Genomic DNA, 26,543 nt, shown 5'->3' with positions numbered 1-26,543 from the left:
TTGGGCGGGGGCGCTCATTTTACTCTTTTATTTATGGCAACACCGCACAATTCCCGCCTAGCGGCTTAAGCACCGCTTCGGCGGCTGCGGCACTTAGAATTATGCGGTATTGCCTTATCTCTTGCCCAATCGGTACTTGAAATCTTCGTAGCCGAAGGACACGATGCTGCGGGTGGTGCCGCTGGCGGCGCGGGCAAAGATAGCGGGCAGAGGCATGCCGTTGAAGGTATTATTTTTGCAGGTGGTATAGATTGCCATATCGCCGAACACCAGCAGATCTCCCACGTTGGGAACGGCGTCCACGCCGTAATCCCCGATGACATCCCCGGCCAGGCAGGTCGGCCCGGCAAGGCGCACGGTGCAGGGCTTTTCTCCCGGTTCGGCTGCGGCAAACAGCGGCGGACGGTAGGGCATTTCGATCACATCCGGCATATGGCAGGCGGCGCTGGCATCCAGAATGGCGATGGTTGTATCGCCGTTCTGCACCACATCCAGCACGCGGCTGAGCAGGAAGCCCGCGTTCAGGGCGCAGGCTTCGCCAGGTTCCAGATAGACCGTCACGCCCCAGTCCTGCTGGGCGCGGGTGATGCAGCGTTCCAGCATGGCGATATCGTAACCGGGGCGGGTGATATGGTGCCCACCGCCAAAGTTGAGCCACTGCATCCGAGGCAGCAGGTCACCGAATTTTTGGGCCACAGCGTCCAGCGTCGTGGCCAGCGCATCGGAGTCCTGCTCGCACAGGGTGTGGAAGTGCAGGCCATCCAGCAAATTGGGCAGCGCGGGGTTCGCCGCTACTGCGGCGTTCCACTGGGCGCGGGTGGTGCCAAGGCGGCTGCCGGGGGCGCAGGGGTCATAAATAGCGTGGCCGTCCTGGGTGGAGCATTCCGGGTTGATGCGCAGCCCCACGCTTTTGCCTGCCGCTTTTGCGGCAGGGCCGAACTTTGCCAGCTGGGCGGGGGAGTTAAAGACGATATGGTCCGCGTATTGCACCAGTTCATCCATTTCGTCCGCACGGTAGGCCGCGCAGAACACATGGACTTCCTTGCCGGGCATCTCTTCCGCACCCAGGCGGGCTTCAAACAGGCCGCTGGCTTCGGTACCGGCCAGGTGTGGCGCCAGCAGGGGGTAGCAGTCATAATTGCTGAACGCCTTTTGGGCCAGCAGCACCTTGCAGCCGGTACGCTGGGCCAGGCCGCCCAGAATTTCCGCGTTGCGGGTCAGGGCGTCTTCATCCAGCAGGTAGCAGGGGGTAGGCAGTTTTTCCAGTTCCGGCGGGATGGTTCCGCCGAGTGCCGCAAAAGGCGGCCGCATATCCCGCTGGTTCATCAATCCACCAGCACGGGGTTATGGTTTTCGCTGCGGGGCAGACCGTACTTGTCCAGCGCATCCAGGAACGGATCGGGGTTGAACTCCTCAACGGTATATACGCCGGGCTTGGTCCATTCGCCGGTCAGCATCATCAAGGCGCCGCACATGGCAGGCACACCGGTGGTGTAGCTGATGGCCTGACTGCCGACTTCGCGGTAGCATTCCTGATGGTCGCAGACGTTATAGATATAGTAGGTTTTATCCTTGCCGTCCTTTTTGCCGGTAAAGATGCAGCCGATGTTGGTTTTGCCCTTGGTGCGGGGGCCCAGGCTGGCGGGGTCCGGTAACAGGGCTTTGAGGAACTGGATGGGTACGATTTCCTGACCGTTAAAATTGATGGGGGTGGTGGAGAGCATTCCCACATCCTCCAGGCAACGCATATGGTCCAGGTAGCTCTGGCCAAAGGTCATAAAAAAGCGGATGCGCTTGACGTCTGGCAGGTTCTTGCCCAAAGATTCAATTTCCTCGTGGTGCAGCAGGTACATATCCTTCTGACCGACCTGGTCAAAGTTATATTCCCGCTTGATGCTCATGGCCGGGATCTCGACCCACTTGCCGTTTTCCATATAGCTGCCGGGGGCAGAAACTTCGCGCAGGTTGATTTCGGGGTTAAAGTTGGTGGCGAAGGCATAGCCATGGTCGCCGCCGTTGCAGTCCAGGATATCGATGGTGTCGATGGTGTCAAACTCATGCTTGGCGGCGTAAGCGCAGTAAGCCTGGGTAACGCCCGGGTCAAAGCCGCAGCCCAGCAGGGCAGTCAGGCCGGCATCCTCAAACTTTTTCTTATAGGCCCACTGCCAGCTGTAATCAAAGTAGGCGGAGAAGCCTGCTTCCTTGCAGCGCTTTTCATAGATAGCGCGCCATTCCGGGTCATCGGTATTTTCCGGCTCATAGTTGGCGGTGTCCATATAGTTGACGCCGCAGGCCAGGCAGGCATCCATGATGGTCAGATCCTGATAGGGCAGGGCAATGTTCATGACCAGATCGGGCTTGTAGCTGTTGATAAGATCGCACAGCTGCTGCACATCATCGGCATCCACCTGGGCGGTGGTGATTTTTGTTTTGGTGTTGGGGGCCAGCTTTGCCGCCAGGGCATCGCACTTGGACTTGGTGCGGCTGGCAATGCACAGCTCGGTAAAAACATCGCTGACCTGGCAGCACTTGGAGATGGCTACACTGGCCACGCCGCCGCAGCCGATAACAAGAACTTTGCTCATGATGGTACTCCTTTATGTTTTATTTGAGGCAACACCGCACAATTCCCGCCTTACGGCTTAAGCACCGCTCCGGCGGCTGCGGCACGGCATCTGCGTTGCCAAAATGCTCGATAATGTCGGGTTGCGGTACCCGCATCGTGCTTCGGGGGCAAAAGCCCCTCGCACTCTGCGACCGCTGCCCCTGCTTCGGTTCGCTGTTTCCGCCACTGGCGGCGCTCACCTTTGCAGCATCCAGTATTATCTGCGCTTTTGGCTTAGCATCTGCCGCACCTCGCTCGCTGTATCGGTACTTAGAATTATGCGGTATTGCCTTGAATGTAGGGTGTACAGATCTTCGATCAGTCCAGCGCCAGCAGCAGCTCACGCAGCACTTTGCAGGCAGTTGCGGTGGAAACGCCGCTCTGGTCCAGCATGGGGGCCAGCTCGTTCACATCCGCGCCGATGATGTTTGCTTTGGTTACGGTGCGGATGGCTCCCAGCAGCTGCAAGAAGCTGACTCCGCCCGCTTCGGGGGTTCCGGTTCCGGGGAATGCCGATGGATCCAGGCAGTCAAGGTCAATTGTCAGGTAAACCGGCACATTTGCCTGGCACAGCCAATCGGTCAATTCCTGCAGACCGGTGAAATCGAACTTGTGAATATCGGTATGGCGGGCGGCAAACTGGAATTCTTCCCGATCGCCGCTGCGGATACAGAACTGGTGGATGCGGCCATCGCCCAAAAGGTCATGGCAGCGGCGCAGCACACAGGCATGGCTGAGCTGTGCGCCGAGATAGTCATCCCGCAGGTCGGCGTGAGCGTCAAAATGGACGATGTGCAGGTCGGGGTATTTTTTCACGGCAGCCCGCACGGCCCCCAGCGTGACGAGATGTTCACCGCCCAGAAGCAGGGGCAGCTTGCCATCCCGCAGGATCTCTGCCGCGCGGGATTCAATATCCACCAGAGCGCTTTCGCTGGAGCCGAAGCAGAGCTCCAGATCTCCGCTGTCAAACACGTTGCAGTCGGTCAGGTCTTTATCCTGATAGGGGCTGTAGGTTTCCAGGCCATAGCTTTCGTGGCGGATGGCGGCAGGGCCAAAACGTGCGCCGGGGCGGTAGCTGGTGGTGGAATCGAACGGCGCGCCGTACAGCACAATGCCGGCGGTACGGTAGCTGCTGTCACAGCCGATAAAGTTTTCTACATTGCGGTGCAGCATCAACAGTCCTCCACTTCGCGCAGCATCTCTTCCAAAAATGCCGGCAGGTAAAACGCCCCGACATGCAGCCGGGTGGTGTAATAACGGGTGCGCATGTTCAGCGCATTCCAGGCGTCACTGTCCATATCATTGATGGGGTGGTATTTTTTGCTGGCAAAGCCGAAGAGCCAGTAGCCCGCAGCAAAGGTGGGGATGTGCGCCTGATACACCTTGCTGATGGGGAAGGTGCTGGCAATGCGCTTGTGGCTGCGCTGCATGGCGGTGGCATCCTCGGCATAGAAAGGGCTGCCCTGCTGGTTTACCATAATGCCGTCATCACGCAGGGCGTTATAGCAGTTGCCGTAAAATTCGCGGGTGAAAAGCCCCTCCGACGGGCCGAACGGGTCGGAGGAGTCCACAATGATAAGGTCATATTCATCCTCACACTTGCGGATGAACTTGAGTGCGTTTTCGTAATAGATATGCACGCGGCGGTCATCCATACGGCAGGCGTTGCCGGGCAGGTAGGCGCGGCAAGCTTCAATAACCTGGGGGTCCATTTCCACCAGGTCAATGCGCTCCACACGGTCATAGCGGGTCAGTTCCCGCACAACGCCGCCATCGCCCGCGCCGATGACGAGGATGTCCTTTGCGCTTCTGTGCACCGACATCGGCACATGGGTGATCATTTCATCGTAAATGAACTCATCACGCTCCGTCAGCATGACATTGCCGTCCAGCGTAAGCACCCGGCCAAATTCCGGCGTTTCAAAAATATCAATGCGCTGGTAGTCGCTCTGTTTGGAATAGAGCTGGCGGTTGACCCGGATGCTGTGCTTTACATCGGGGGTATGAAATTCCGAAAACCACATTTCCATTGTACAAACCTCCTTCTTAATGTGTATCTGAAAACAAAGAAAATGACGGATATTTCGCAAACACAAGCAGGATTTAAGGCAAAGAGCCGCGGGAATCCTTTGTGGATTCCAAGGCTTTTTAAGGCAACACCGCACAATTCCCGCCTTGCGGCTTAAGCACCGCTCCGGCAGCTGCGGCACGGCATCTGCGTTGCCAAAATGCTCGATAAGACATCCAGTATTATCTGCGCTTTTGGCTTGGCATCTGCCGCACCTCGCTCGCCGTATCGGCACTTAGAATTATGCGGTATTGCCTTAACGCATAATCCGGCTGTGTTTGTAGTAATAGACTGAATTTTCGGCTTTTCAGATACACCCTAGGCCAGAACGTTCAGGCGCAGAATGTCAGGATCTTCCGGTCCGGTCATGCTGCAGCCTTTGGCTTTGGCGTATTCGATATAATCCAGGATCTCAGCAGTGATGCGCTCGCCCGGCGCCAGGATGGGGATACCCGGCGGATAACACATGACGAACTCACTGCAAACCATGCCTTCCGTTTCGCGCAGGGGCAGGCTCTTTTTGGGGGCATAGAATGCTTCCTGCGGGCTGGTGGCAACTTCGGGGTCAATGTATTCCTGGCTCAACAGGCCCGCGCCGTCGGTATGGTAGCGACGTTTGATTTCGGCCAGGGCACTGACAAGACGTTCCACCTCCTGCGGGCGGTCACCGATGGAAAGATAGGCCAGGATGTTGCCGATATCACCAAATTCGATCTGGATATCATATTCATCGCGCAGAATATCATAGACTTCGATCCCTGCAAGGCCAATATCCAGCGTGTGGACGCTGAGTTTTGTTGTATCAAAATCAAACACGGAGTTGCCGTTGCAGAGCTCTTTGCCAAAGGCGTAATAGCCGCCCACGGCGTTGATTTCCTCCCGCGCATACTCGGCCATATCTGCCACCTGGTGGAACACCTGGCGGCCGCGCAGGGCCAGGTTGCGGCGGGAGATATCCAGGCTGGACATCAGCAGATAGCTGCCGGAGGTCGTCTGTGTCAGGTTGATGATCTGCCGCACATAGCCAGCGTGGACGTTGGGGCCGGTCAGCAGCAGGCTGGACTGGGTCAGGCTGCCGCCGCTTTTGTGCATGGAAACCGACGCCATATCCGCCCCGGCTGCCATGGCGGAAACCGGCAGGCCGCCGCCGAAGTAAAAGTGGGTGCCGTGGGCTTCATCAGCCAGGCACAGCATCCCGGCATCGTGGGCCATCCGCACAATGGCGCGCAGGTCGCTGCAGATGCCGTAATAGGTGGGGTTGTTGACCAGAACCGCCACCGCGTTGGGGTGCTCGGCAATGGCTTTGGCCACCTGTTCCCGCTTCATGCCCAGGCTGATGCCGAGCCGCTGGTCCACTTCGGGGTTGACATACACCGGCACAGCGCCGCAGAGCACCAGTGCGTTCAGCACGCTGCGGTGCACGTTGCGGGGCAGGATGATCTCATCCCCGCGCTTGCAGGCGGTCAGCACCATGCTTTGCACCGAGCTGGTGGTGCCGCCCACCATCAAAAACGCGTGGGCAGCGCCGAACGCATCGGCGGCCAGTTCCTCCGCTTCGCGGATGACGGATACCGGATGGCAGAGATTATCCAGCGGCTTCATGCTGTTCACATCCACCCCAACGCACTGCTGGCCCAAAAAGGCGGTCAGTTCCGGGTTGCCGCGTCCCCGCTTATGACCGGGCACATCAAAGGGAACCACGCGCATCTGGCGGAAATTTTCCAGCGCTTCGTGGATGGGGGCGCGGCGCTGGTCCAACCGGGCGCGTTTTTTCTCACCGTTCATGTTTACCTCCGTTCGCGGTTCCTTTGGGAAGTGCCGTTTGGCAAAACAAAAAACGCAAGTCTTACACGGGTGTGCAGACTTGCGTTTGAAACCAGCTTTTTAAATTTTGCCACAGGCCAAATCCCCCCGGCATGTTTACCGGGAGAGCGAATGCGGCATGATTCAAAAAGGTTAAGCGTGTCAGAGTCTATATAGCAATCTTACTTTTACTACTCTTTATTGACCGTTTCACAAGTCTGCGCAGCTGACTGCGCAATTTCATGGTTGTAAAGGAACCAACTTATAAAATTTGAGCTTTTAACTCAATCAATAAGGCAACTAAAGTTGCCGATCGGCAGTGGACCCGGCTGTCCGTATGGCCATGGGTCGGAACACTAACATTTCCGGCTTCGCCTGAAACGCCACATCAGCGGCTGCAAAGTGCAATCTGTGTTGAAAAAATGCTCGGTCATACAATCCGTATGACGCTGCGCTTTTCTCTTAGCAGCTTACACTTTTCGCTCGCCGCTGCGGCATTCAAATGTCAGTATTCCGGCCCGCCCCTGTTGGGCGGTCCGTAGGTAAATTGCTTTGAAAAACTCTTGCAAACACGATTCGTCTTTCAAAATCGAAAAAAGTGTATCATATATTATTTGCGCTGTCAACAAAAATTGCAAAAAAGTGCAGTTTTATTTGTTTTTCCATACATTTTGGTGGTAAGAATTCTGTTCCGCCTTTATTTGGGGGCCTGCCCCAGCAGACAAACAGCCTTATATTCGTTGAAAGTTTCAACAGGTACAGGGTTGTTTTGTGGATAACTTGTTTTTGTTTTCCATACTGGCGGCAGATCAAGCCATACCGCAGGGCATTACCATGCAAAACTAGGGCAATACCGCATAATTCTAAGTGCCGATACGGCGAGCGAGGTGCGGCAGATGCCAAGCCAAAAGCGCAGATAATACTGGATGTCTTATCGAGCATTTTGGCAACGCAGATGCCGTGCCGCAGCTGCCGGAGCGGTGCTTAAGCCGCAAGGCGGGAATTGTGCGGTGTTGCCCTAGCATGGTTTTAATGAAATAATACTATTTTACATATAAGTCTTTCTGCTGTATGATAGCCATAGTGCCGCGCGGGGGTGGGCTTTGCGCGGCAGGCAAAAGTTTTGAACAATTCACACAGCAAAAGGTGGAAAATAAAATGAATCAGCATAACCGCGCGGCAAGGCTTTGCCGGTTATTTTTCAGCACACTTTACATCAGCAGCTTTACCTTTGGCGGCGGGTTTGTGATTGTGACACTGATGAAAAAGAAATTTGTGGACGAGCTGCACTGGATCACCGAGGAGGAAATGCTGGATATGACCGCGCTGGCGGAAAGCGCCCCCGGTGCCATCGCTGTCAATGCGGCTATCCTGGTAGGGTGGCAGGTGGAAGGGCTGCTGGGCATGATTACTGCCGTTGTGGGCACCATTCTGCCGCCCATGGTTATCCTGTCCATCATCTCTTATTTTTACAATGTGTTTGCCGCCAACGTGTATGTGGCGCTGGTGCTGAAAGGGATGCAGGCCGGGGTTGCGGCGGTCATCTTAGACGTTGTGTGCAGTATGGGCGGCAAGGTCATTGCCTCGCATTCGGCGGTATCCCTGTTTTTGATGGTAGCAGCGTTTGCGGCCAACTACATTTTTGGCGTCAATGTGGTGCTTATCATTCTGGCCGCAGCGTTGTTTGGGGTTGTGCGCGCTGCGCTGGCCCGCAAAAGGACGGTGTGAGGATGATTTACTTACAGTTATATCTCAGCTTTTTGCAGGTGGGGCTGTTCAGCGTGGGCGGCGGTTACGCTGCCATGCCGCTGATTCGCAGCCAGGTTGTGGAGCTGCACCCCTGGATGACCTTGCAGGAATTCACCAATCTGATTACCATTGCCGAAATGACGCCCGGCCCGATTGCGGTCAACTGCGCCACCTTTGTGGGGCTGCGCATTGCCCAGCTGCCGGGGGCGGTGATCGCCACGCTGGGGTGCATTACCCCCGCGCTGGTGCTGGTCTCGCTGCTGGCGTGGTGTTACCGGCGCTGGCGGGATCTTTCGGTTTTGCAGAGCGTGCTGGCCTGTCTGCGACCGGCGGTGGTTGCCTTGATTCTGGGGGCAGGGCTTTCGATTTTGGGGATCGTGGTGTTCCCCAACGGAATCTTGGGGCTGGGCAGCATTGACTGGATCGGCACGGGCAGCTTTTTTGCCGCGTTTATCCTGCTGCGCAAATATAAGTGGAACCCCATTTTGACGATGTGCCTGTGCGGCGCGGCGGGGCTTGGGTTGCATTTGTTGGCGGGAACGGTAGGGTAATAATTAAGGCAATACCGCATAATTCTAAGTGCCGATACGGCGAGCGAGGTGCGGCAGATGCCAAGCCAAAAGCGCAGATAATACTGGATGCTGCAAAGGTGAGCGCCGCCAGTGGCGGAAACAGCGAACCGAAGCAGGGGCAGCGGTCGCAGAGTGCGAGGGGCTTTTGCCCCCGAAGCACGATGCGGGTACCGCAACCCGACATTATCGAGCATTTTGGCAACGCAGATGCCGTGCCGCAGCCGCCGAAGCGGTGCTTAAGCCGTCAGGTGGGAATTGTGCGGTGTTGCCTTAGGTGTATCTGTTCAGCGCTTCACGTTGAAAGCAGCCATACCGGGGTAAACGGCAGAATCGCCCAGCTCTTCCTCAATGCGGAGCAGCTGGTTGTACTTGGCCACACGCTCGGTACGGCTAGGCGCACCGGTCTTGATCTGGCATGTGTTCAGGGCAACGGCCAGGTCGGCAATGGTGGTATCCTCGGTTTCGCCGGAGCGGTGAGAAGAAATGGCGGTGTAACCAGCCTTGTGGGCCATCTTGATGGCTTCCAGGGTTTCGGAAACGGAGCCGATCTGGTTCAGCTTGATCAGGATTGCGTTGCCGCAGCCCAGCTGAATGCCCTTGGACAGGCGCTCGGTGTTAGTAACAAACAGGTCATCACCAACCAGCTGGACCTTGCCGCCCAGCTCGCGGGTCAGCTCCTGCCAGCCTTCCCAGTCCTCCTCATCCAGGGCATCCTCAATGGAGATGATGGGGTACTTTTCAACCAAGCTCTTCCAGTGGGCGATCAGTTCACTGCTGGTGTAATGGGTGCCGGCTTTGGGCAGGATATATTCGCCCTTCTTGGTGCCCTTCCATTCGCTGGAAGCAGCGTCCATAGCCAGCATGAAGTCTTTGCCCGGCTCATAGCCTGCATTGCGGATGGCTTCCAGAATGGTCTCGATGGTCTCTTCATCGCTGGACAGGTTGGGGGCAAAGCCGCCCTCATCGCCCACAGAGGTGGCCAGGCCGCGACTCTTGAGCAGAGCTGCCAGGGCATGGAACACCTCAGCGCACCAGCGCAGGGCTTCCTTGAAGGAAGGTGCGCCGACAGGCATGATCATGAACTCCTGGGTATCGACGGTGTTGGTTGCGTGGGCACCGCCGTTCAGGATGTTCATCATGGGAACCGGCAGACGGTTGCCGGAAATACCGCCCAGGAAGCGGTAGAGAGGAATATCCAGAGAAAGGGCTGCTGCGCGGGCAGAAGCGATAGAAACAGCCAGGATAGCGTTTGCACCCAGGTTGGATTTATCCTTGGTACCGTCTGCCTTGATCATGGCAGCATCGACAGCGTAAATATCGGAAGCATCCATGCCGGTCAGAACATCATTGATGGTGGTGTTGATGTTCTCCACAGCCTTCTGCACACCCTTGCCGCCGTAACGGGCTTTGTCGCCATCGCGCAGCTCCAGGGCTTCAAATTCGCCCGTAGATGCGCCGGAAGGTGCCATGCCGCGGCCAACGGTGCCGTCAGCCAGCCAGACCTCAGCTTCAACGGTGGGGTTTCCGCGGGAGTCCAGAATTTCGCGGCCTACAACTTTTTCAATTTCCAGGTATGCCATTATCGATCGATCCTTTCTTTGGGAAACTATTTAATCAGCAGTGAGCACTGCCCCAATGATTAGCATTAACTAACCATTAACACCGTCATTCTATCACAGGTTGTTACAAAATGCAAGGTACTTTTTGTGTTTGGCGGCTGCGGCAGAGTATTCTTATTTTTGCCGAGAAAGCGTTTATTTAATCTAACTTTTTGAATATTTTGAAACTTTTTTATTTTGATTTGCTCCGGGGCTTGACAAAATCCTGGCGGCGTGGTATTGTTTGTTCATGGTTAGTTTGCGCTAATCTCGCAGGCAGCGACCCTCACAGCATGTAGGGAACAGCCCTCCCTTACATGGGTTGCTGCTTTGCCCCCCTTACATCAATAGGACCCTCGCCTTTTTTCTCTCTTTTGCAGGCGGGGGTCTTATTGTATTATTTTGCCTGCGCGGGGCCGGGGGAACAGACCCATACAAACAAAACCGGCACCCATGTGGCTCATTCCATGGGTGCCGGCCTTGCTTTGATTCGGTATGCCCTTGCAGGCGATAATGGCATTTTTGCGCGGCATGCTTGCGTGCCCGGTGGGCACTGCCGCAAATGAAACGGATGCAATAAGGAGATTTGTGGGGATATGATGCAGCCGGAACGGAGGTCAATCAGCTGGCTGCGCGCCAGTTAGTGTTATCTAATCAGCAAAGATATAGTAGCATACTCCGGCGGGGGTTGTCAAGCAAAAGCAGGGAATTTGTTCAAAAAGTTTTGGAGGGGATGCAACACGATAAAAAAGGCACGCTACCTGTTTGTGCGGGCAGCGTGCTGGATTTGCTTTAGTGCTGTTCCTGGTTTTCCGCTTGCAGCTGTTTGCGGAAAATAGCGCGGAAGATAAACCGGCTGAGCGGGCCGCAGTAGAACATCTGCCAGCAGAGCGCCATAGGGAAGTTGCAGCCCCAGGTATGCACCCATGTGCCAAAGCTGGGCTCCTTGAACAGCAGGGTAGCCACAAGGCTCATAACTGGGCACATGATGCAGACGATCATCAGGGAGATAGCATAGGTAATGAACTGCGGGCGGTCCGTGGGGCGCATAAAGGTGAACGCCAGGGCGGTGGCCAGCTTTTCGACCACAAAGAATTCCAGCACAAAGGCCACGGGCACCATAATGGGCATTTCGTGCAGAGCCATGCCAAAGGTAGCGTTGGTAACGCCGCCGGTGTTCAAGGCAACGTTATAAACGATCATGCCATACACCATGATGGTGGCCATGACGATGGTAAATACGATTCTTTGCGGCAGTGTTTTGGGCATAGGAAAGTGCTCCTTTCTGAAATCAAGACCGCAGACAAAAAAGAAAGACAGCGAAACTTTCGTCTCGCTGTCTTTCCGTGCTGCGACTACCATTTATTGTGGCTATCATAGTACGTTTTGAAATTTTGTGTAATAGGGAAATTACAGATTCTCCGCCTTGCGCAGATTAAACAGATTTGATTGGATGCATTTGTGCAGGATGCGTATGGGGCAAACCGGAAGGGTTGGATGTTTTCAACAGGTGCGGGAGAAATTGTGGAAAAAGGAAGCGTTTTTTCAGTTGTGGCCGATTATTTAGGTTTCTCCACGGCGGGATGAGGGCATCCCGCCCTACAGCATGGTTGTGAGCAAATAAACAATCATTTTTTCACATCGTCCTATACAAATATTTTACGGCGCGGGGCATTTGGTTGGCAATTTTCAGGCTCGTCCGGGACATTGAGGACGCCGTTCCCTACCGACAGCTTAAAAAGCTCGGCTCCAATTGCTAATGGCTAATGGCTAATGGCTAATTTGGTCTTACTTTTTTGCGGCACGTAAAAAAGTGCCCGGCTGCTAGGCAGCCGGGCGTTACGCTTATTGCAGGGAGTTAATGTACTCGTTCAGGGCCTCTTTCCAGGGGCGGGGCTGGGGCAGGTTGTCCAGGCGGAGCATTAGGTTATCCAGCACGGTGTAGCTAGGGGTGCTGCCAGCGTCCGCTGCGCGGATGGGGTGCAGCTCCAGTTTATCTTCCATATGGGCAGCTTTCAGGATGGCTTTGGCGAAGTCATAGCGGCTGCAGCGGCCCTGGCACACGATATGGTAAATGCCCAGGGTATCATGGTCGATCAACTGCTCCACCGCGGCGGTCAGGTCATCGGCCGAGGTAGGGGAGGCAAAGCGATCCGTGGGAACGGCCAACCAGGGGCAGGTGGGGTCTGCGGCGGCGTTCAGCACGGTGGAAACAAAATCCCGCCCGATGCCGTACACCCAGGCGCTGCGCACGATCAGGTAGCGGTGGCACAGCGTGCGCACAAACTCTTCGCCCGCAAGCTTGCTTTTACCATACAGGCTTTCAGGGGCGGGGGCATCGAACTCATTATAGGGGTGGTGGCTCGCCTTGGCAAACACATCATCGGTGGAGAACTGCACCATCTTGGCCCCCAGCGCATCGGCGGCAAGGGCCAGGTTGCGGGGGGCCAGGGCGTTGACGCGGTAAGCGCGGTCGGGGTCCGTCTCGCAGCCGTCCTCATCATTAAAGCCGGTGCAGTTGATGATGACATCCGGGCGGTTGGCATCCGCAAAGGCGCGGACTTCGGCGGGGACAGTCACGTCCACTTCCGCCACATCAGTGGCGATCAGCTGGTATTTTTCGCGGTCAAGCCGTGTACACAGCGCCTGACCAAGATGGCCGTTGGCACCGCTGATCCAAACTTTGAGCATTGCTGTTTTCCTCCATCTGGAACGGGGCAGTAGAGCACCCCGGAATTCTTCTCATACGCGGTTTTATTATAGCCCTGCTGGCTGAGAAGTGCAATGCGTTTTGCCGGATTTGGCGAAAAAAAGCGGCGGGATCAGCCTACATCCGTTACGGCAACATTGCTTACCAGGTTGTAGCTGGTTTTGGTGTTCCAGTCGCGGCGGATGACGGCTTCGGCGGTCAGGGCGGTGTTATCGTACAGGATGCTCCACTGGGTATTGCTGGTCACATCCTGCGGGTTGGGGGCCTGAGAGGCCGCCTGCAGGGCCTGCCAGGCAATTTCCCGGTCAATACTGCCTGCATTGGCATCCAGGATTTCCTCGATGGCATCATAGCGCTCCCGGCCATGGCCGTAAACGCCGTTGCGCTGGTTGGGCAGAACGTTATCCTTGTACATGACAAAGAAGTTGGTTACGCTGCGGCTGGGGGTAACGGTCAGGGGGCGGGCGGGGTCATTGCAGTCGTATTCCAGCACGCGGCCATCACCGGAAGCATCGGTGATATAGAAGTGGTAATCCCGCCCGCTGGAAGCGAACATATCATATTTGCTCAGCAGCTCTACAGCTTCGGCTGTGGTGGCGGCGCGGTCCAGCACCAGGCGGATGGCAAGGGTGGTAGCGATCATCGGCTTGCCGGTCTGCTGGTAGGTGGGGTCACTGTCCAGCGTGAGAACGGCGATAGAAACGCCTTTTTCATTCATGCCGTCCAGGCAGATGAACGGCGCGGTGAGGGTTGCCAGCTTTTTGGCCATGCTCGCGTCCGGCGTGTTGGCGTTGATGTTATCCAGTGCGGCAAAGGCGACCGAGGCGTAACCGTCCTTGGGGGTGCAGTAGACCAGCATGGCGGAGGTATCGTTCTTGAAATCATAGTTGCGGCCCATCAGGGTGTGGCCGTCCGTGCCCTGGGTGCAGAACGCGCTGCAGCCAAAGTTTGGGGCTTTCATATGGATGGGCAGGTAGGGCAGGGCTTCGGCCAGGATGGCATTGATCATGCTCTGGTTATCGGTAATGCCGCGGTCGATCAGGCGGTCGAGATCATACGCATAGTCAATATCCATGCGGTAGAGGTTATAGTCTTCGTAATCGGTCAGTTTGCGGATGCTGTGGATGCTTTTGAGCCGGGTAAAGTACACCCCGCCGCCAACGGCGGCGGCGATGATGACCACGGCAACCAGAGCGGAAATGATCCATTGAATCGCTTTCATCTTTTTCTCCTGTTCATGACGGGTTGGCGGACAAACGGGGGCGGTGCTGGCTGATTATGCTTTTACGGAATCCGGCAGCGGGAAGGAAAAACGCATGGCAAGCGCTTTGAACAGCTCCTGCATGACCTGCACGGCAATGGCGCGGATATCCAGCTTGGCGATAAAATCCAGCACCTGCTTTTGCTCTGCGGCGGGCACCGCGTAAGCGTTTAAACTCATGGAAAGGAAGCGGGCCAACTTTTTTTCCAGCGTAAAGTATTTATCGCACGGGCGGGACATATAGCCCCGCATTATACCCGCAGAGCCGATCTCCAGTTCATAGAAGTCGCTTTCGGTATAGCTGGGCAGGTAGGGGCCGAAAATGCGGTACAGTTCGCTGGAGGTGTGCTGGTAGATATACTCGGACGCGTCGGTGTGGCTGTAGGCTTCCAGGTAGATATCCCGCAGGTTCTCGTTCAGCTCGGTCAAAGCCAGCTGGATGCTGGTCTCCACCGCGTACACATAGACGGGCGGCAGCTTTTGGCCTGCGATCTGGCCCGCCATATCAAACTGACTGCCGAACATGAATTTGACCAGCTCCACCAGAACGCCATCCTTGGTGCGGAACACGTTCTGGAAGGTACTGATGCTGACATCGGCTTCCTTGACAATTTCGGCAACAGTGGTGCGGGTATAGCCTTTTTCCAGAAAGAACCGAACACAGGCCGTTAAAATGCGGCGCTTGGCGTCGGCGCTGTCATATCGTCTGGGCATTAGAATCACGCTTTCTGTATTGGTTTATATGCCAATTATAGCATTTGGATGCAGCGGGAACAAGTGGCCGGGATGGAGAAGATTTGGGCGGATATTTGGTGATATTGGATATCGGTTTTGATTGGGGTAACGTAACCAAAGGAGCCGCCGCAGATGCGGCAGCTCCTTTGGATTATGTAGACATTTCTTTTAGATATAATAGGATTTATTGCAGGCCCTTGTCCGGTACAATCCCAAAGGGCCGCCATCTCTTTTCCGGTTGGCGGGCGCACGATGTGCGCCCCCTACGGGGAGCGCGCCAGATTACGGCTGATTTTTACGGCAAAACAAAAAGCCCGCACCCATACGGGTGCGGGCCAGAAAAGCTGAAAAGGTCAGAAATTACTTATTCTTCTCTTCATCCAGGCGGTCGAGCAAATCCCAGACACCGAGCATATACTGGATGCCGAGGGCACGGTCATACTTGCCGTAGCCGGGGCGGCAGTTGCCGGGGCCTTCCTCCCACAGCTGACGGCCGTGGTCGGGGCGGATATAGCCCTCAAAGCCGTTGTCGTGGTAAGCGCGCAGGATCTCGATGATGCCGGTCTCACCGCAGCAATCGCGGTGGGCAGCCTCAGAGAAGTCACCGTTATCAAAGTGATGGATGTTGCGGATGTGAGCGAAAGCGATGCGGTCGCAGTGCTTGCGGACGATCTCGGCAACATTGTTGTTGGGGTTGGCGTTCAGGCTGCCGGAGCACAGAGTCAGGCAGTTGTACGGATCATCCACCATGGACAGGAAGCGGTCGATGCTCTCGGCGTCCACCAGCAGGCGGGGCAAGCCGAAGATATCCCATGGGGGATCGTCCATATGGATGGCCATCTTGATGTCGCACTCGCGGCAGGTGGGCATGAGGGCTTCCAGGAAGTACTTCAGATTCTCCCACAGCTTCTCCTTGGTGACAGGGGCATAGGCCTTAAACAGCTCGTCCAGCTTAGCCATACGCTCCGGCTCCCAGCCGGGGAAGGTCATGTGGTACTTCTCGGTGAAGTCCAGGATATACTTGGCCATAGCCTTGTAATCGTCCTTGATCATATCCTTCTGATAGAACAGGGCGGTGGAGCCATCACCGACAGGGTGGAACAGGTCAGTGCGGGTCCAGTCAAAGATAGGCATGAAGTTATAGCAGATAACCTTAACGCCAAACTTGGACAGGTTGCGGATGCACTGCTTGTAGTTTTCGATATACTGGTCGCGGGTAGGCAGGCCGATCTTGATATCGTCATGGACGTTCACAGATTCAACAACGTCGCCGTTGAAGCCGTAAGCGTGGATCTGATCCATGACTTCCTTGATTTCGCTCTCTTCCCAGATCTCACCGGGCATTTTGTGGTGCAGAGCCCAGACGATGGTGCTGACACCGGGGATCTGCTTGATGTCGTTCAGTGTGATGGGGTCGTTGCCCTCACCATACCAACGCCAACCCATTTGCATAGGCATAAGTGTTTCCTCCTTGGTTGTTGTTTATATCGCAATCATCGGATTGAGAATCAATAAAGCAATCAGGCGTTGACAGCGTCATGCAGGGTCTTGCGGACAGCGCCGGGGCCTGCGATCTCAGCCTTGAAGTAAGCCTTGACCTTGTCGGCCAGAACGGTCTTGGTCAGGTCAGAGCCAAAGATGGAAGCATTGCTCAGGATGCTGTCCAGCTGGTCGGTGCAGCTGTCGGGAGCACCGAACTTGATGGTAGCCAGCTTAGCCTGCAGGTCATCCTTCAGGGGGTCTGCAGAAACTTCAAATGCGTTGCCGTTGTCATCAACAGCCAGCAGGTAACGCAGCCAGCCAGCAATGGCCAGCGGGATGGACACCAGGGTGTTCAGGTCGCGGCCTTCAGCAACATAGCTCTTGATGGTCTCGCCAAAGCGGATGCCGACCTTCTGGGAAGTATCGGTAGCGATACGCTGCGGGGCGTCCGGCATGAACGGGTTGGGCAGGCGCTGCTCAACAACTTCATCGATGAATGCCTTGGGCTCCAGGATGCCGGGGTTGACCACAACGGGCAGGCCTTCAACATAGCCCAGGCGCTTGATGAGGGCAACGATATCTGCATCCTTCATCTCGTCGCAGATCAGGGTGTAGCCCAGCATGCAGCCGTAAACGCTCATGGCGGTGTGCAGCGGGTTCAGGCAGGTGGTGACCTTCATGCGCTCGGTCTTGTTGACGGTGTCGCGGTCGGTCATATAGACGCCGGCCTTTTCCAGCGGGGGACGGCCATTGGGGAACTTGTCCTCAACAACCAGGTACTGCGGGCGCTCTGCGTTGACAAAGGCAGCAATGAAAGTGTTCTTGCTGGTAACGATGGGCTCCATATCCTCGATGTTATCCTTGACCAGCTGCGCTTCCACGATCTTGTGGGGGCGCGGGGTGATCTTGTCGATCATGGACCAGGGGAATGCGATCTTGCTCTCGTCTTCCAGGTAAGCGATGAAGTCCTGGCCGACATAGCCCTTTTCAGCCCATGCCTTGGCAACGGTCATCACGCTGGACTGCAGCTTTTCGCCGTTGTGGGAGCAGTTGTCCATGCTGACAACAGCCAGTGGGGCGGCACCAGCCTGGAAACGCTCGAACAGCAGGGCAGCGACCATGCTCATGGCGTGGCGTGCGTGTGCCGGACCTTCGTCGATATCAGCCTGCACAACGGGCATCAGGCTGCCATCGGGACGGTACAAGGCATAGCCCTTCTCGGTGATGGTGAAGGAGATCATCTGCAGGCCGGGATCGGTGAAGATCTCCTTGAAGCGTGCCATCATGGCAGCGTCAGAAGAATCAGCGCGCAGGCCCTCGGCAACAGAACCGATGATCTCGCGGCTGGTGGAGCCATCCGGGTTCAGGGTGACCATCATGGTCAGATTGTCGAACGGGGTGTAGATCTTATCAATGATGTCATAGTCAAAGGTATCGGCTGCAATGATGCCGCGGTCCTGCAGACCTTCGTTCAGCAGGCGCTGCTGGAGAGCTGCGATAAAGCCGCGGAAGATGTTGCCTGCGCCAAAGTGGACCCAAACCGGATGCTCCTTGGTTTTGGCAGTCATAGCGTCATGGTCAAAGGCGGGCAGCTTAACGCCCAGAGCTTCCCATTCAGCCTTCTGGTTCTTGATGGATGCAGCGTTCATTTTCATGGCGAAACACTCCTTCAGATTTTGTTTTGTGATATCTTCGGTGGCCTTGCTTTGCAGCACGGCCGGTGTTGTTCATTCAAACTGTGGATAAGTATAACCCTTATTTTTTGCAAATCAAATTGGCGTAATTGCTTGAAAGATTGCAAAAATTGCGGTACTATGAAAGTAGAAAGAGAGATGACAGGATTATGGCAGAAAACAGCTTTCAACCCTTTACACGGCGGCAGACCATGATCCGCCGGGATTTTGAAATTTACCGCTACCGCTACATGGATGAAGTGGAGCTGCACCACCACGATTTTTATGAAATCTACATGCTTTTGCGCGGCAGTGTATCTTATACAGTCGAAAACCGCATCTTCCACATGCGCGCGGGGGATCTGATGCTGATCAGCCCGCTGGAGCTGCACCAAGCGCGGGTTGACAGCAATGATGAACCTTACGAGCGCATTGTGCTGTGGGTGGACCGCGGGTATCTGGAATCCCTTTCCAGCCCGCACACCAGCCTGACCCGTTGCTTTGACACCACGGTGCCCGGCCATACCAATCTGCTGCGCCTGCCCGGCCCCCGCAGCGCCGAGATGCGCCGTGAGCTGGACAAGCTGCGCAGCCTGCACATGCAGGAAAGTTATGGCAGCGACCTGCTGGCCGTTTGCAGCCTGGTGGAGCTGATGGTTGCCATCAATCAGAGCGCGGCGGACCGCAGCATGCAGAGCGCGCTTTCGGCCGATATGGCGTCTGACCGGGTGGTGGACGGGGTATTGAGCTACATCAACGAGCACTACAGCGAAGCCCTGACGCTGGATGCGCTGGCAGAGCGCTTTTTTATCAGCAAGTACCATTTGCTGCGCAAGTTTGAAGCGCAGGTGGGCACCACGGTGCACCGGTATATCCTGCAAAAGCGGCTGCTGAACGCCAAGCAGCTTTTGGCCGGCGGGCTTGCCCCCAGTGAAGTCTGCACCTACTGCGGGTTTGGGGATTACGCCAACTTTTACCGCGCGTTCCGCGCGGAATACGGCACCACGCCCCGGCAGTATGTACAGAGTTTGCGTGGGTAAAGTTCAAAAAACTGTCGTTATTGGTATTATAGCATACCCTGCCAATGGCTACAATAGGCGATTTTTCGAAAATTTTGGCAGGCAGTGCAGCAGCCGTGCTGCACCGCTGCACGCAAGGTCAAGTTTTCACTTTCCTTTTGCGACAAAATAGCGTACAATGGGGGCAGCTGTTTTTGGGGGTATCAGATACACCTTAACAGCTAAGGCAATACCGCATAATTCCCGCCTTACGGCTTAAGCACCGCTCCGACGGCTGCGGCACGGCATCTGCGTTGCCAAAATGCTCGATAAGACATCCAGTATTATCTGCGCTTTTGGCCTAGCAGCTGCCGCACCTCGCTCGCCGTATCGGCACTTAGACTTATGCGGTGTTGCCCTAAGTCGGGAGGTGGGCAGATGAACCAGCCAGACCCACAGCGCCGCATTGCGGGCGGGGTCGAATATGAATTGACGCGCCGCCGGGTGCGCAACCTGAACATACGGGTCCGCACGGATGGCAGTGTAGCCGTCAGCGCGCCGCGCCGGGTACCCTTGAGCAGTGTGGACGCTTTTGTGGCGGCGCATGCCGGATGGGTTGCCGCGGCGCAGGGCCGGATGGCGGTCCACATGGCAAACCGTGCCGCCGAACCGCCGCTGCCGAGCAAAGCCATCGCCCTGCACCAGATGCAGGCACTATGTGCGCAGTATTACCCGCTGTTTGCCGCCACCTGCCCGCGCGGAGAAATGCCCCGCATAGCGGTGCGGGACATGAGCACCCGGTGGGGGAGCTGCTCCCTAAAAACAGGAACGCTGTGTTTTGCCCTGCGGCTGTGTGTGATGCCGCTGCCCGCGCAGGAGTATGTGGTGGTACACGAGTTTTGCCACTTTGCCCACCCCAACCACAGCCCGGCTTTCTGGGCCGCCGTGGCCAGGGTGATGCCGGACTATAAGGCACGGCAGGCGCTGCTGAAAGGGAGATAGTACCATTATTTGGTTTCCATTCCCCATATATTGGCTGGCTGCCGTGATTGAAGAGTTCTATCGAACAGGTTCTAATTATTGAGTGCTTCTACTCTTTACCCACAGCATGTGGCGCATATCCCACCTGATATTTTTGAGCCGCGCCACACGCGGCGATCCACCAACATTATTCTTTTTTCTTTATTCTTTTTTAATTCAAATTTAATATCGAGGAGGCGCTCTGCACTTTGTCAGATTCCAAACGCTACTCCACGCTGGTGAACAACACCATCCTGTTTGCCATTTCCAACTTTGGCTCCAAAATCATCAGCCTGATTATTCAGCCATACCTGAGTTACGCGCTGGCCAGCCCGGATGTGATGGGTGTGACCAGCCTGATGCAGTCGGTGGCCAACCTGCTGATTCCGGTGGTCAGCCTGGGCGTCAGCTTTGCGGTGATCCGGTTTGGCCTGGACCGCAAGGTGGATAAATCCAGCGTATTCATGAACGGCCTTGCCACCATCCTGCTGGGCTTTGCCTTAATGGCGGTCTGCTGGCCGCTGGTGCGGCTGATCCCCAATGCGGCGGATTATCTGGTTCTGATTTACGCCTGTGTATTGATGAGCTGCCTGCGCACGCTCTGCACCCAGTTCATCCGTTCCCGCATGCTGAACCGTCTGGTTGCGGTGGATGGCGTTTTGACTTCCGCCACGCTGCTTGGGTTCTATTATCTGTTCCTGGATGTGCTGGATTTGGGCGCGAACGGCTACCTGCTTGCCATGGCCTGTTCGGATGCGCTTTCGGCAATCTTTGTTTTTATTGCCGGGCACTGCCATCAGTATTTCAGTTTCAAAAAGTTCAACAAAGCCCTTTGGAAGGACATGCTGCGTTATTGCATCCCCATGATCCCGGCTTCCATCAGCTTTTGGATCATCAACGCTTCGGACCTGTTCTATGTACAGGGCATGTGTGACGGCATTGACGGCAAAAGCAGCACCTGGTGGGTGGGCCTGCTGAAAGCCGGGTATTATCTGCCGCAGATCATTACCATTGTGGGGCAGATTTTTTATGAGGCATGGCAGCTTTCGGCTGTGACAGAGGAATCCGAGCGTTCGGCGTTCTTCAGCAAGGTGTTCCGGGTATATGCGGCGGTCATGTTCTGCTGTGTGGCGGGCGTCATCTGGCTGTGCCAGCCCATGATGCACGTTTTCCGCGAGGATTACTTCCTTGGCTGGCAGTTTGTGCCGTTCCTGACACTGGCTTCCATGTGCACCTGCCTGAACAACTTCCTGAACAGCGTGTATGTGGTATACAAGCGGTCCACCAGTTCGTTCTACACCATGTTGGTAGGTGCCGTGGTTAATCTGGTTCTGAACTTTTTGTTCATCCGCTGGTTTGGGCCGTGGGGCGTTACGGTGGCAAGTTTCATCTCCCTGCTGATTGTTTTCCTGCTGCGTGCTTACTCCACCCATGGGCTGCTGGAGATCGACTTTCACCCCGCCTGGATGCTGCTGAACCTGGGGCTGATCTTTGTGGAGATTGCCATGCTGTTCAAGCTGGAGCACTGGGTGCTGCCGGTCACGGTGCTGACCTTTGCCATCTGCCTGCTGAACTTCCGCGAGGTGTTTGCCATGGTGGAAAAGCTGCTGGGCATGGTTCTGCACCGCCGCAAAAAATCAAATTAAGTTTTAAACAAGTTTTGTTTTTCTTGTTGAAAGATTGCCCGTGCGTTGTGCACGGGCTTTTTTCTTTTCCGTTTTGTGGGCGGGTTCTATTATATCGTGCCGCACTATGATATAATACGGGTGATAATTATTTTGGGGCTTTGGCCCGTGGCAGCCTAAAACGGCACCGTTATATTTTTAGGTAGACAGGCGCACGATGTGCGCCCCCACGGTCTCTACAGGGTAAAAATAGCATTTTTGATTTACAAAATCATTATATTTTGATAAAAGCAGGAGGGAAACCAACTATGCCGCAGATCACGATCGGCAAAGGGCTTGCTTTTTATGAGGAAGCACAGGCCCTGCCCGGTGTAAAACGGGTTGCCGGAATGGTAAAGCAGGATATTGAACTGGTGACGGGCGTTTCGCCCGCCGGAATCACCTCCGGGCAGGGAAGTGGCTGTGCCGTGCTGTACGGTACCATCGGGCACAGCCCCATGCTGGATGCGCTGGAAGCCGCAGGCAAACTTGACCTGAATGCCATCCGGGGCAAATGGGAATGCTACAGCTTCCAGGTCATTGAGACCCCCCTGGCGGGCATTGGCGCCGCGCTGGTGATTGCGGGGAACGACAAGCGCGGCACCATTTACGGGCTGTTCCATCTTTCGGAGCTGATCGGCGTTTCCCCGCTGGTCAACTGGAACCATGTCCTGCCGCGGCACCAGGACACTGTGGTATTGGATGATCGGGTGAACATGGTATCCAGGGTGCCGTCCGTCAAGTACCGCGGCTTTTTTATCAACGATGAATGGCCCGCCTTTGGCAACTGGGCCAAGACCCATTTTGGCAGCATGAACGCCGCCTGCTATGCGCCGGTATTTGAGCTGCTGCTGCGCATGAAAGGCAACTACCTGTGGCCTGCCATGTGGAATTCCAATTTCAGCCTAGACGGCCCTGGGCTGGAAAACGCCGTACTGGCGGACGAACTGGGTGTGGTGATGAGCACCTCCCACCACGAACCCTGTATGCGCAGCGGGCAGGAATACAGCATGGTGCGGGGCAGTGGTTCCATTTACGGCGATGCCTGGGATTACATTGCCAACCCAGAAGGCATTACCCGCTTTTGGCGCGACGGCCTGACCCGCAACAAAGATTTTGAGAACGTCATCACTCTTGGCATGCGCGGCGAAAATGACACTGCCATTATGCAGCACGCCACGCTGGAAGAGAACATTCAACTGATCCGCAATGTGCTGAAAACCCAGAACCAGCTGATCCGGGAGATTATTAACCCGGATATCAGGCAGGTGCCGCGGCAGATCGTTTTCTTCTCAGAAACCGAAGAGTTCTTTTACGGCAGCAAGGAAACGCCAGGCCTAATCGGTGATCCGGAACTGGACGGCGTGACCCTGATGCTGAGCGACAACAACCACGGCTCCACCCGCACGCTGCCAAGCCCGGAAATGCGCAGCCACCCCGGCGGGTACGGCATGTACTACCACATGGACATGCACGGCGGGCCCCACTCATTTGAATGGGTGGGTGCCACCTACCTGCCCAAAGTGTGGGAGGAGATGACCTCCGCTTACGAATACGGCGTGCGGGAGATCTGGGTAACGAACATCGGTGATATTGGCACGCAGGAGTTCGGGCTTTCCTACTTCCTGGACCTGGCTTATGATATTGACGTCTGGGGCGGGCAGGATGCTGCCATTACCACCCAGTACACCGCACAGTGGGTGCGCCGCAACTTTGGCGCGGCTTTTGCACCGGCGGACCTGCCCCGCATTGAGGGCATCATCACCGACTACACCCGCCTGCTGGCCCGCAGAAAGCACGAGAAGATGGGGGAGAACACCTACCACCCGACCCATTACGGCGAGGCGGAGGAAGTGCTGCAAATTTCTGAGCATATCCTTACCGAATGTGATGCGCTGAAAACCGCCTGCCCGCAGGAGAACCTGAGCGCTTTTATCTCGCTGATCTACTTCCCGGCGTGCGGCACGGCCAATTTGATGAAGATGTGGATCCTGACCGGGCGCAACCATCTGTACGCCAAACAGAACCGCGTTGCCGCCAACCGGCTGGCCGATGAAGTGCAGGCCTGCATTGAAGCAGACGAAGCGCTGGTGAACGAATACCACACCGTGGACGGCGGCAAGTATTACGGGTTCGGGTTATCGGAGCACATCGGCTTTGTGTACTGGAACGACGAGGACAACAAGCTGCCCATCCGGATGTACATCACCCCGGCCAACCGGCCGCGGATGATCGTATCCCGCGTGGAAGATACCGAGTACGCCACCGGCTTTTGGTGGAATGGCCGCAAGCCGCAGGTATGGCAGGACTTTTTGCGGCCGGATGTCAGCCAGGTTGCGTTTGACGTTGCCTGCGGCAGCAAGTGCCCCATCAGCTGGCACATTGAGACCGACTGCCCCTGGATGCAGTTCAGCTGCACCGGCGGCACCGTGGCCGAAAATCAGCACGTGACCCTGACGATTGACCGCAGCCAGATCACCGGCAAAGCGGCTGGACAGTTCGCTGTGGTGAATGAGCATATCCAGGAGGGGACCGGTGCGGCCAACATCATTGTGGAAGTGGACAATACGCCAGTCAGTTACCCCAAAGGAACTTTTGTGGAAGCTAACGGTTGCATTGCCATGGAAGCACAGCACTACACTGCCAAGCGGGATGTTCCCGGCGGCGGCTTTGCGCTGCTCAAGCCGTATGGCCGCCTGGGCACCGCGCTGAAAGTGTTCCCGGCTACCGCCAACTTTGAAAACAGCGAAGAGCGCCCCTATCTGGAATATACGTTTGCTGCGGCAAAAGACGGAAACTATCATGTACAGTTCCATATGTCCGCCACCACACCGGTCACCTTTGAGCCAAAGCAGTATATCGGCTATTCGGTCAATGGCGGAGCGGTGCAGGTTGTAAACACCGTGCACGAGGAGAACCGACCGTTCTTTGGCAGCGAACAGTGGTACGCCGAGGGCTTTGCCAATGTAAAGCTGACCGAGGCCGTCATCCTGTGCCATGCGGGGGTCAACACACTGCGCTTTTATGCGGTCAGCCCGGCCATCATTCTGGAAAAGATCGTGCTTTGGCCGGACGGCACCACCCTGCCGGAATCCTACCTTGGCCCGCGGGAGAGTTACCGCTGCTGACGCAGCCAAGGCCAGCATAAAGCCAACAACAGATAAGTTCGAGGTATTGATATGAGTTCTACTATTTGCGCCCTTGCCACCCCACCGGGGGCAGGCGGCATTGCGGTCGTTCGGGTATCCGGACCGGAAGCGTATGCGGTGGTGGGGGAGATCTTCACCCCGCGCAACCCGGCAAAGCGGATTGCGGAAGCCAAAGGCTACACCGCCATGCTGGGGCATTACCATCTGCGGGGTGAGGAGATGGATGAGACCATCGCCCTGTTTTTCCGCGCGCCGCACAGCTACACTGGTGAGGATGTGATCGAGCTTTCAGTCCACGGCGGCAACGCCATGGCCCAGGGCCTGCTGGAAGCGCTGTACCTGGCCGGTGCTGCGCCCGCCGGCCCCGGCGAGTTTACCCGCCGCGCACTGGAAAACGGCCGCATGAGCCTGACCCAGGCCGAAGCCGTGATGGAGATCATCTCCGCCGAAGGGCGGCAAGGGGCAGCGCTGGCAAAGTCCGCTTTGGACGGTGCGCTGGCACGGCGCATTGCGGGCATCCAGGCCGCTTTGCAAACACTGGCTGCCCACCTGACCGCCTGGATCGACTACCCGGAGGAGGATGTGCCGGAGGTATCGCAGGCAGAGCTGATCGCCACACTGAGCGAGCAGAGGGACACGCTGGACCAGCTGATTGCCGGGTACGGGGCCGGGGCGGTTTTGCGCCGCGGGGTGGACTGTGTGCTGCTGGGCCGCCCCAATGTGGGCAAAAGCACCCTGCTGAACCTGCTGGCCGGGTTTGACCGCGCCATTGTGACCCCCATTGCGGGCACCACCCGCGATGTGCTGGAGCAGGCCGTGATGCTGGGGGATACCGGCATCCGGCTGAACCTGTTTGACACCGCCGGTGTGCGGGATGTGGGGGAACACGGCGATGCTGTGGAAGCCGAGGGCATCCGCCGCAGCTGGAAAAAGCTGGAGGAAGCCGGGCTGGTGCTGGCCGTGTTCGACCTGGCCGCCCCGCTGAATGAGGAAGACCTGGAAATTGCACGCCGCTGCCAGGGCCGCCCTGCGCTGGCCATCCTGAACAAGCAGGATCTGGCCGGGCAGGGGGAAGCATTCACTGCCGCACAGCAGCAGTTAGCGCCTTACTTCAAGGCCATCATTCCTCTGACCGCGCGGGACGCCGCCAGCCTGCAGCCTTTGTGTCAGGCGGTCGCCCAACTGCTGGGCACCGCCAACCTGGACCCCAACGCTGCCGCGCTGTGCAGCGCCCGCCAGCTGAGCGCCGCCAAGGAAGCCCGCGATGCCCTGGCCGAAGCCCTGAACAGCCAGGAGGACGGCTTTGGGCTGGATGCTGCCGGGGTGTGCATCAGCGATGCGCAGCGTGCCCTTGCCCGCCTGACCGGTGAGGATGCCACCGAAGCTACCATTGACGAAGTGTTTTCTACCTTCTGTGTGGGCAAATAACCCACCTGTTCTTCTGCGTTCCAAGAGC

The 26,543-nt window shown here is 56.5% G+C and carries 20 protein-coding genes; 7 read left to right on the top strand and 13 right to left on the bottom strand.

What is annotated here, in order from left to right:
• Positions 1-114 precede the first annotated feature (114 nt).
• From PG062_RS04100 to PG062_RS04075, 6 genes are all read right to left on the bottom strand, one after another.
• Positions 115-1,326 carry a carboxynorspermidine decarboxylase gene (locus PG062_RS04100; RefSeq protein WP_114000299.1) on the bottom strand — a complete coding sequence of 404 codons (1,212 nt, stop codon included), beginning with the start codon at positions 1,324-1,326 and terminating at the stop codon, positions 115-117.
• Positions 1,326-2,585, bottom strand: a complete 1,260-nt coding sequence (locus PG062_RS04095; protein WP_114000300.1) for a saccharopine dehydrogenase family protein — start codon at positions 2,583-2,585, stop codon at positions 1,326-1,328. The genes PG062_RS04100 and PG062_RS04095 overlap by 1 nt, the downstream gene beginning before the upstream one ends.
• A 338-nt stretch (positions 2,586-2,923) precedes the next feature.
• On the bottom strand, positions 2,924-3,778 hold the full coding sequence (speB, locus tag PG062_RS04090; protein ID WP_114000301.1) for an agmatinase: 855 nt from the start codon (positions 3,776-3,778) through the stop codon (positions 2,924-2,926).
• On the bottom strand, positions 3,778-4,635 hold the full coding sequence (gene speE / locus PG062_RS04085) for a polyamine aminopropyltransferase (RefSeq protein WP_114000302.1): 858 nt from the start codon (positions 4,633-4,635) through the stop codon (positions 3,778-3,780). The genes speB and speE overlap by 1 nt, the downstream gene beginning before the upstream one ends.
• 356 nt (positions 4,636-4,991) lie before the next feature.
• Complete coding sequence (locus PG062_RS04080) at positions 4,992-6,458, bottom strand: aminotransferase class I/II-fold pyridoxal phosphate-dependent enzyme (RefSeq protein WP_270751320.1); 1,467 nt, start codon at positions 6,456-6,458, stop codon at positions 4,992-4,994.
• Between the two features lie 621 nt (positions 6,459-7,079).
• Positions 7,080-7,418, bottom strand: coding sequence for a hypothetical protein (locus tag PG062_RS04075; protein ID WP_270751317.1), 339 nt, complete (start codon positions 7,416-7,418; stop codon positions 7,080-7,082).
• A 216-nt stretch (positions 7,419-7,634) separates the two neighbouring features.
• Here PG062_RS04075 and PG062_RS04070 point away from each other — a divergent pair, with 216 nt between their 5' ends.
• Together PG062_RS04070 and PG062_RS04065 are read left to right on the top strand one after the other, a co-directional pair.
• The gene (locus tag PG062_RS04070) at positions 7,635-8,204 is read left to right on the top strand and encodes a chromate transporter (RefSeq protein WP_270751316.1); all 570 of its coding nucleotides are present in this window, start codon (positions 7,635-7,637) and stop codon (positions 8,202-8,204) included.
• Positions 8,205-8,206: 2 nt separating this feature from the next.
• Positions 8,207-8,776: a chromate transporter gene (locus PG062_RS04065; RefSeq protein WP_270751314.1), complete on the top strand. Its 570-nt coding sequence runs from the start codon at positions 8,207-8,209 to the stop codon at positions 8,774-8,776.
• A gap of 305 nt (positions 8,777-9,081) precedes the next feature.
• Here the strand turns inward: PG062_RS04065 and eno are convergent, their stop codons facing one another.
• The 7 genes from eno to PG062_RS04030 all read right to left on the bottom strand — a co-directional run bounded on the left by eno (position 9,082) and on the right by PG062_RS04030 (position 18,238).
• Positions 9,082-10,377 carry a phosphopyruvate hydratase gene (gene eno, locus PG062_RS04060; RefSeq protein ID WP_270751312.1) on the bottom strand — a complete coding sequence of 432 codons (1,296 nt, stop codon included), beginning with the start codon at positions 10,375-10,377 and terminating at the stop codon, positions 9,082-9,084.
• An 810-nt stretch (positions 10,378-11,187) separates the two neighbouring features.
• Positions 11,188-11,664: a DUF2798 domain-containing protein gene (locus PG062_RS04055; RefSeq protein ID WP_114000729.1), complete on the bottom strand. Its 477-nt coding sequence runs from the start codon at positions 11,662-11,664 to the stop codon at positions 11,188-11,190.
• A gap of 576 nt (positions 11,665-12,240) precedes the next feature.
• Positions 12,241-13,086 carry a dTDP-4-dehydrorhamnose reductase gene (gene rfbD, locus PG062_RS04050; RefSeq protein ID WP_270751307.1) on the bottom strand — a complete coding sequence of 282 codons (846 nt, stop codon included), beginning with the start codon at positions 13,084-13,086 and terminating at the stop codon, positions 12,241-12,243.
• Between the two features lie 131 nt (positions 13,087-13,217).
• Positions 13,218-14,327 carry a linear amide C-N hydrolase gene (locus PG062_RS04045; protein WP_270751306.1) on the bottom strand — a complete coding sequence of 370 codons (1,110 nt, stop codon included), beginning with the start codon at positions 14,325-14,327 and terminating at the stop codon, positions 13,218-13,220.
• Between the two features lie 54 nt (positions 14,328-14,381).
• Complete coding sequence (locus tag PG062_RS04040; RefSeq protein WP_270751305.1) at positions 14,382-15,080, bottom strand: TetR/AcrR family transcriptional regulator; 699 nt, start codon at positions 15,078-15,080, stop codon at positions 14,382-14,384.
• A 381-nt stretch (positions 15,081-15,461) separates the two neighbouring features.
• Positions 15,462-16,559, bottom strand: a complete 1,098-nt coding sequence (uxuA, locus tag PG062_RS04035) for a mannonate dehydratase (RefSeq protein ID WP_270751304.1) — start codon at positions 16,557-16,559, stop codon at positions 15,462-15,464.
• A 62-nt stretch (positions 16,560-16,621) separates the two neighbouring features.
• Positions 16,622-18,238: a mannitol dehydrogenase family protein gene (locus tag PG062_RS04030; protein WP_270751303.1), complete on the bottom strand. Its 1,617-nt coding sequence runs from the start codon at positions 18,236-18,238 to the stop codon at positions 16,622-16,624.
• A 188-nt stretch (positions 18,239-18,426) separates the two neighbouring features.
• Here PG062_RS04030 and PG062_RS04025 point away from each other — a divergent pair, with 188 nt between their 5' ends.
• The 5 genes from PG062_RS04025 (at position 18,427) to mnmE (ending at position 26,515) form a co-directional block, all read left to right on the top strand.
• Entirely contained in the window at positions 18,427-19,296 is an 870-nt protein-coding gene (locus tag PG062_RS04025) for a helix-turn-helix domain-containing protein (protein WP_242979598.1), read from the top strand.
• A 396-nt stretch (positions 19,297-19,692) separates the two neighbouring features.
• Positions 19,693-20,256, top strand: coding sequence for a M48 family metallopeptidase (locus PG062_RS04020; RefSeq protein ID WP_114000723.1), 564 nt, complete (start codon positions 19,693-19,695; stop codon positions 20,254-20,256).
• A 227-nt stretch (positions 20,257-20,483) separates the two neighbouring features.
• Positions 20,484-21,920 carry a lipopolysaccharide biosynthesis protein gene (locus tag PG062_RS04015; RefSeq protein WP_270751302.1) on the top strand — a complete coding sequence of 479 codons (1,437 nt, stop codon included), beginning with the start codon at positions 20,484-20,486 and terminating at the stop codon, positions 21,918-21,920.
• Positions 21,921-22,207: 287 nt separating this feature from the next.
• On the top strand, positions 22,208-25,066 hold the full coding sequence (locus tag PG062_RS04010; protein WP_270751301.1) for a glycosyl hydrolase 115 family protein: 2,859 nt from the start codon (positions 22,208-22,210) through the stop codon (positions 25,064-25,066).
• Between the two features lie 51 nt (positions 25,067-25,117).
• Positions 25,118-26,515: a tRNA uridine-5-carboxymethylaminomethyl(34) synthesis GTPase MnmE gene (mnmE, locus tag PG062_RS04005; RefSeq protein WP_270751300.1), complete on the top strand. Its 1,398-nt coding sequence runs from the start codon at positions 25,118-25,120 to the stop codon at positions 26,513-26,515.
• The last annotated feature ends 28 nt before the right edge of the window (positions 26,516-26,543 follow it).

This window comes from Gemmiger qucibialis, assembly GCF_027689445.1.
Taxonomy (GTDB): domain Bacteria; phylum Bacillota; class Clostridia; order Oscillospirales; family Ruminococcaceae; genus Gemmiger; species Gemmiger qucibialis.
This window is presented reverse-complemented; position numbering and strand designations above follow the sequence as displayed.

What these genes read in the sequence shown, in the direction of transcription:
- PG062_RS04100 (WP_114000299.1), bottom strand. Translation starts at nt 1,326, where the DNA reads ATGAACCAGCGGGATATGCGGCCGCCTTTTGCGGCACTCGGCGGAACC.
- PG062_RS04095 (WP_114000300.1), bottom strand. Translation starts at nt 2,585, where the DNA reads ATGAGCAAAGTTCTTGTTATCGGCTGCGGCGGCGTGGCCAGTGTAGCC.
- speB (WP_114000301.1), bottom strand. Translation starts at nt 3,778, where the DNA reads ATGCTGCACCGCAATGTAGAAAACTTTATCGGCTGTGACAGCAGCTAC.
- speE (WP_114000302.1), bottom strand. Translation starts at nt 4,635, where the DNA reads ATGGAAATGTGGTTTTCGGAATTTCATACCCCCGATGTAAAGCACAGC.
- PG062_RS04080 (WP_270751320.1), bottom strand. Translation starts at nt 6,458, where the DNA reads ATGAACGGTGAGAAAAAACGCGCCCGGTTGGACCAGCGCCGCGCCCCC.
- PG062_RS04075 (WP_270751317.1), bottom strand. Translation starts at nt 7,418, where the DNA reads ATGCTCGATAAGACATCCAGTATTATCTGCGCTTTTGGCTTGGCATCT.
- PG062_RS04070 (WP_270751316.1), top strand. Translation starts at nt 7,635, where the DNA reads ATGAATCAGCATAACCGCGCGGCAAGGCTTTGCCGGTTATTTTTCAGC.
- PG062_RS04065 (WP_270751314.1), top strand. Translation starts at nt 8,207, where the DNA reads ATGATTTACTTACAGTTATATCTCAGCTTTTTGCAGGTGGGGCTGTTC.
- eno (WP_270751312.1), bottom strand. Translation starts at nt 10,377, where the DNA reads ATGGCATACCTGGAAATTGAAAAAGTTGTAGGCCGCGAAATTCTGGAC.
- PG062_RS04055 (WP_114000729.1), bottom strand. Translation starts at nt 11,664, where the DNA reads ATGCCCAAAACACTGCCGCAAAGAATCGTATTTACCATCGTCATGGCC.
- rfbD (WP_270751307.1), bottom strand. Translation starts at nt 13,086, where the DNA reads ATGCTCAAAGTTTGGATCAGCGGTGCCAACGGCCATCTTGGTCAGGCG.
- PG062_RS04045 (WP_270751306.1), bottom strand. Translation starts at nt 14,327, where the DNA reads ATGAAAGCGATTCAATGGATCATTTCCGCTCTGGTTGCCGTGGTCATC.
- PG062_RS04040 (WP_270751305.1), bottom strand. Translation starts at nt 15,080, where the DNA reads ATGCCCAGACGATATGACAGCGCCGACGCCAAGCGCCGCATTTTAACG.
- uxuA (WP_270751304.1), bottom strand. Translation starts at nt 16,559, where the DNA reads ATGCCTATGCAAATGGGTTGGCGTTGGTATGGTGAGGGCAACGACCCC.
- PG062_RS04030 (WP_270751303.1), bottom strand. Translation starts at nt 18,238, where the DNA reads ATGAAAATGAACGCTGCATCCATCAAGAACCAGAAGGCTGAATGGGAA.
- PG062_RS04025 (WP_242979598.1), top strand. Translation starts at nt 18,427, where the DNA reads ATGGCAGAAAACAGCTTTCAACCCTTTACACGGCGGCAGACCATGATC.
- PG062_RS04020 (WP_114000723.1), top strand. Translation starts at nt 19,693, where the DNA reads ATGAACCAGCCAGACCCACAGCGCCGCATTGCGGGCGGGGTCGAATAT.
- PG062_RS04010 (WP_270751301.1), top strand. Translation starts at nt 22,208, where the DNA reads ATGCCGCAGATCACGATCGGCAAAGGGCTTGCTTTTTATGAGGAAGCA.
- mnmE (WP_270751300.1), top strand. Translation starts at nt 25,118, where the DNA reads ATGAGTTCTACTATTTGCGCCCTTGCCACCCCACCGGGGGCAGGCGGC.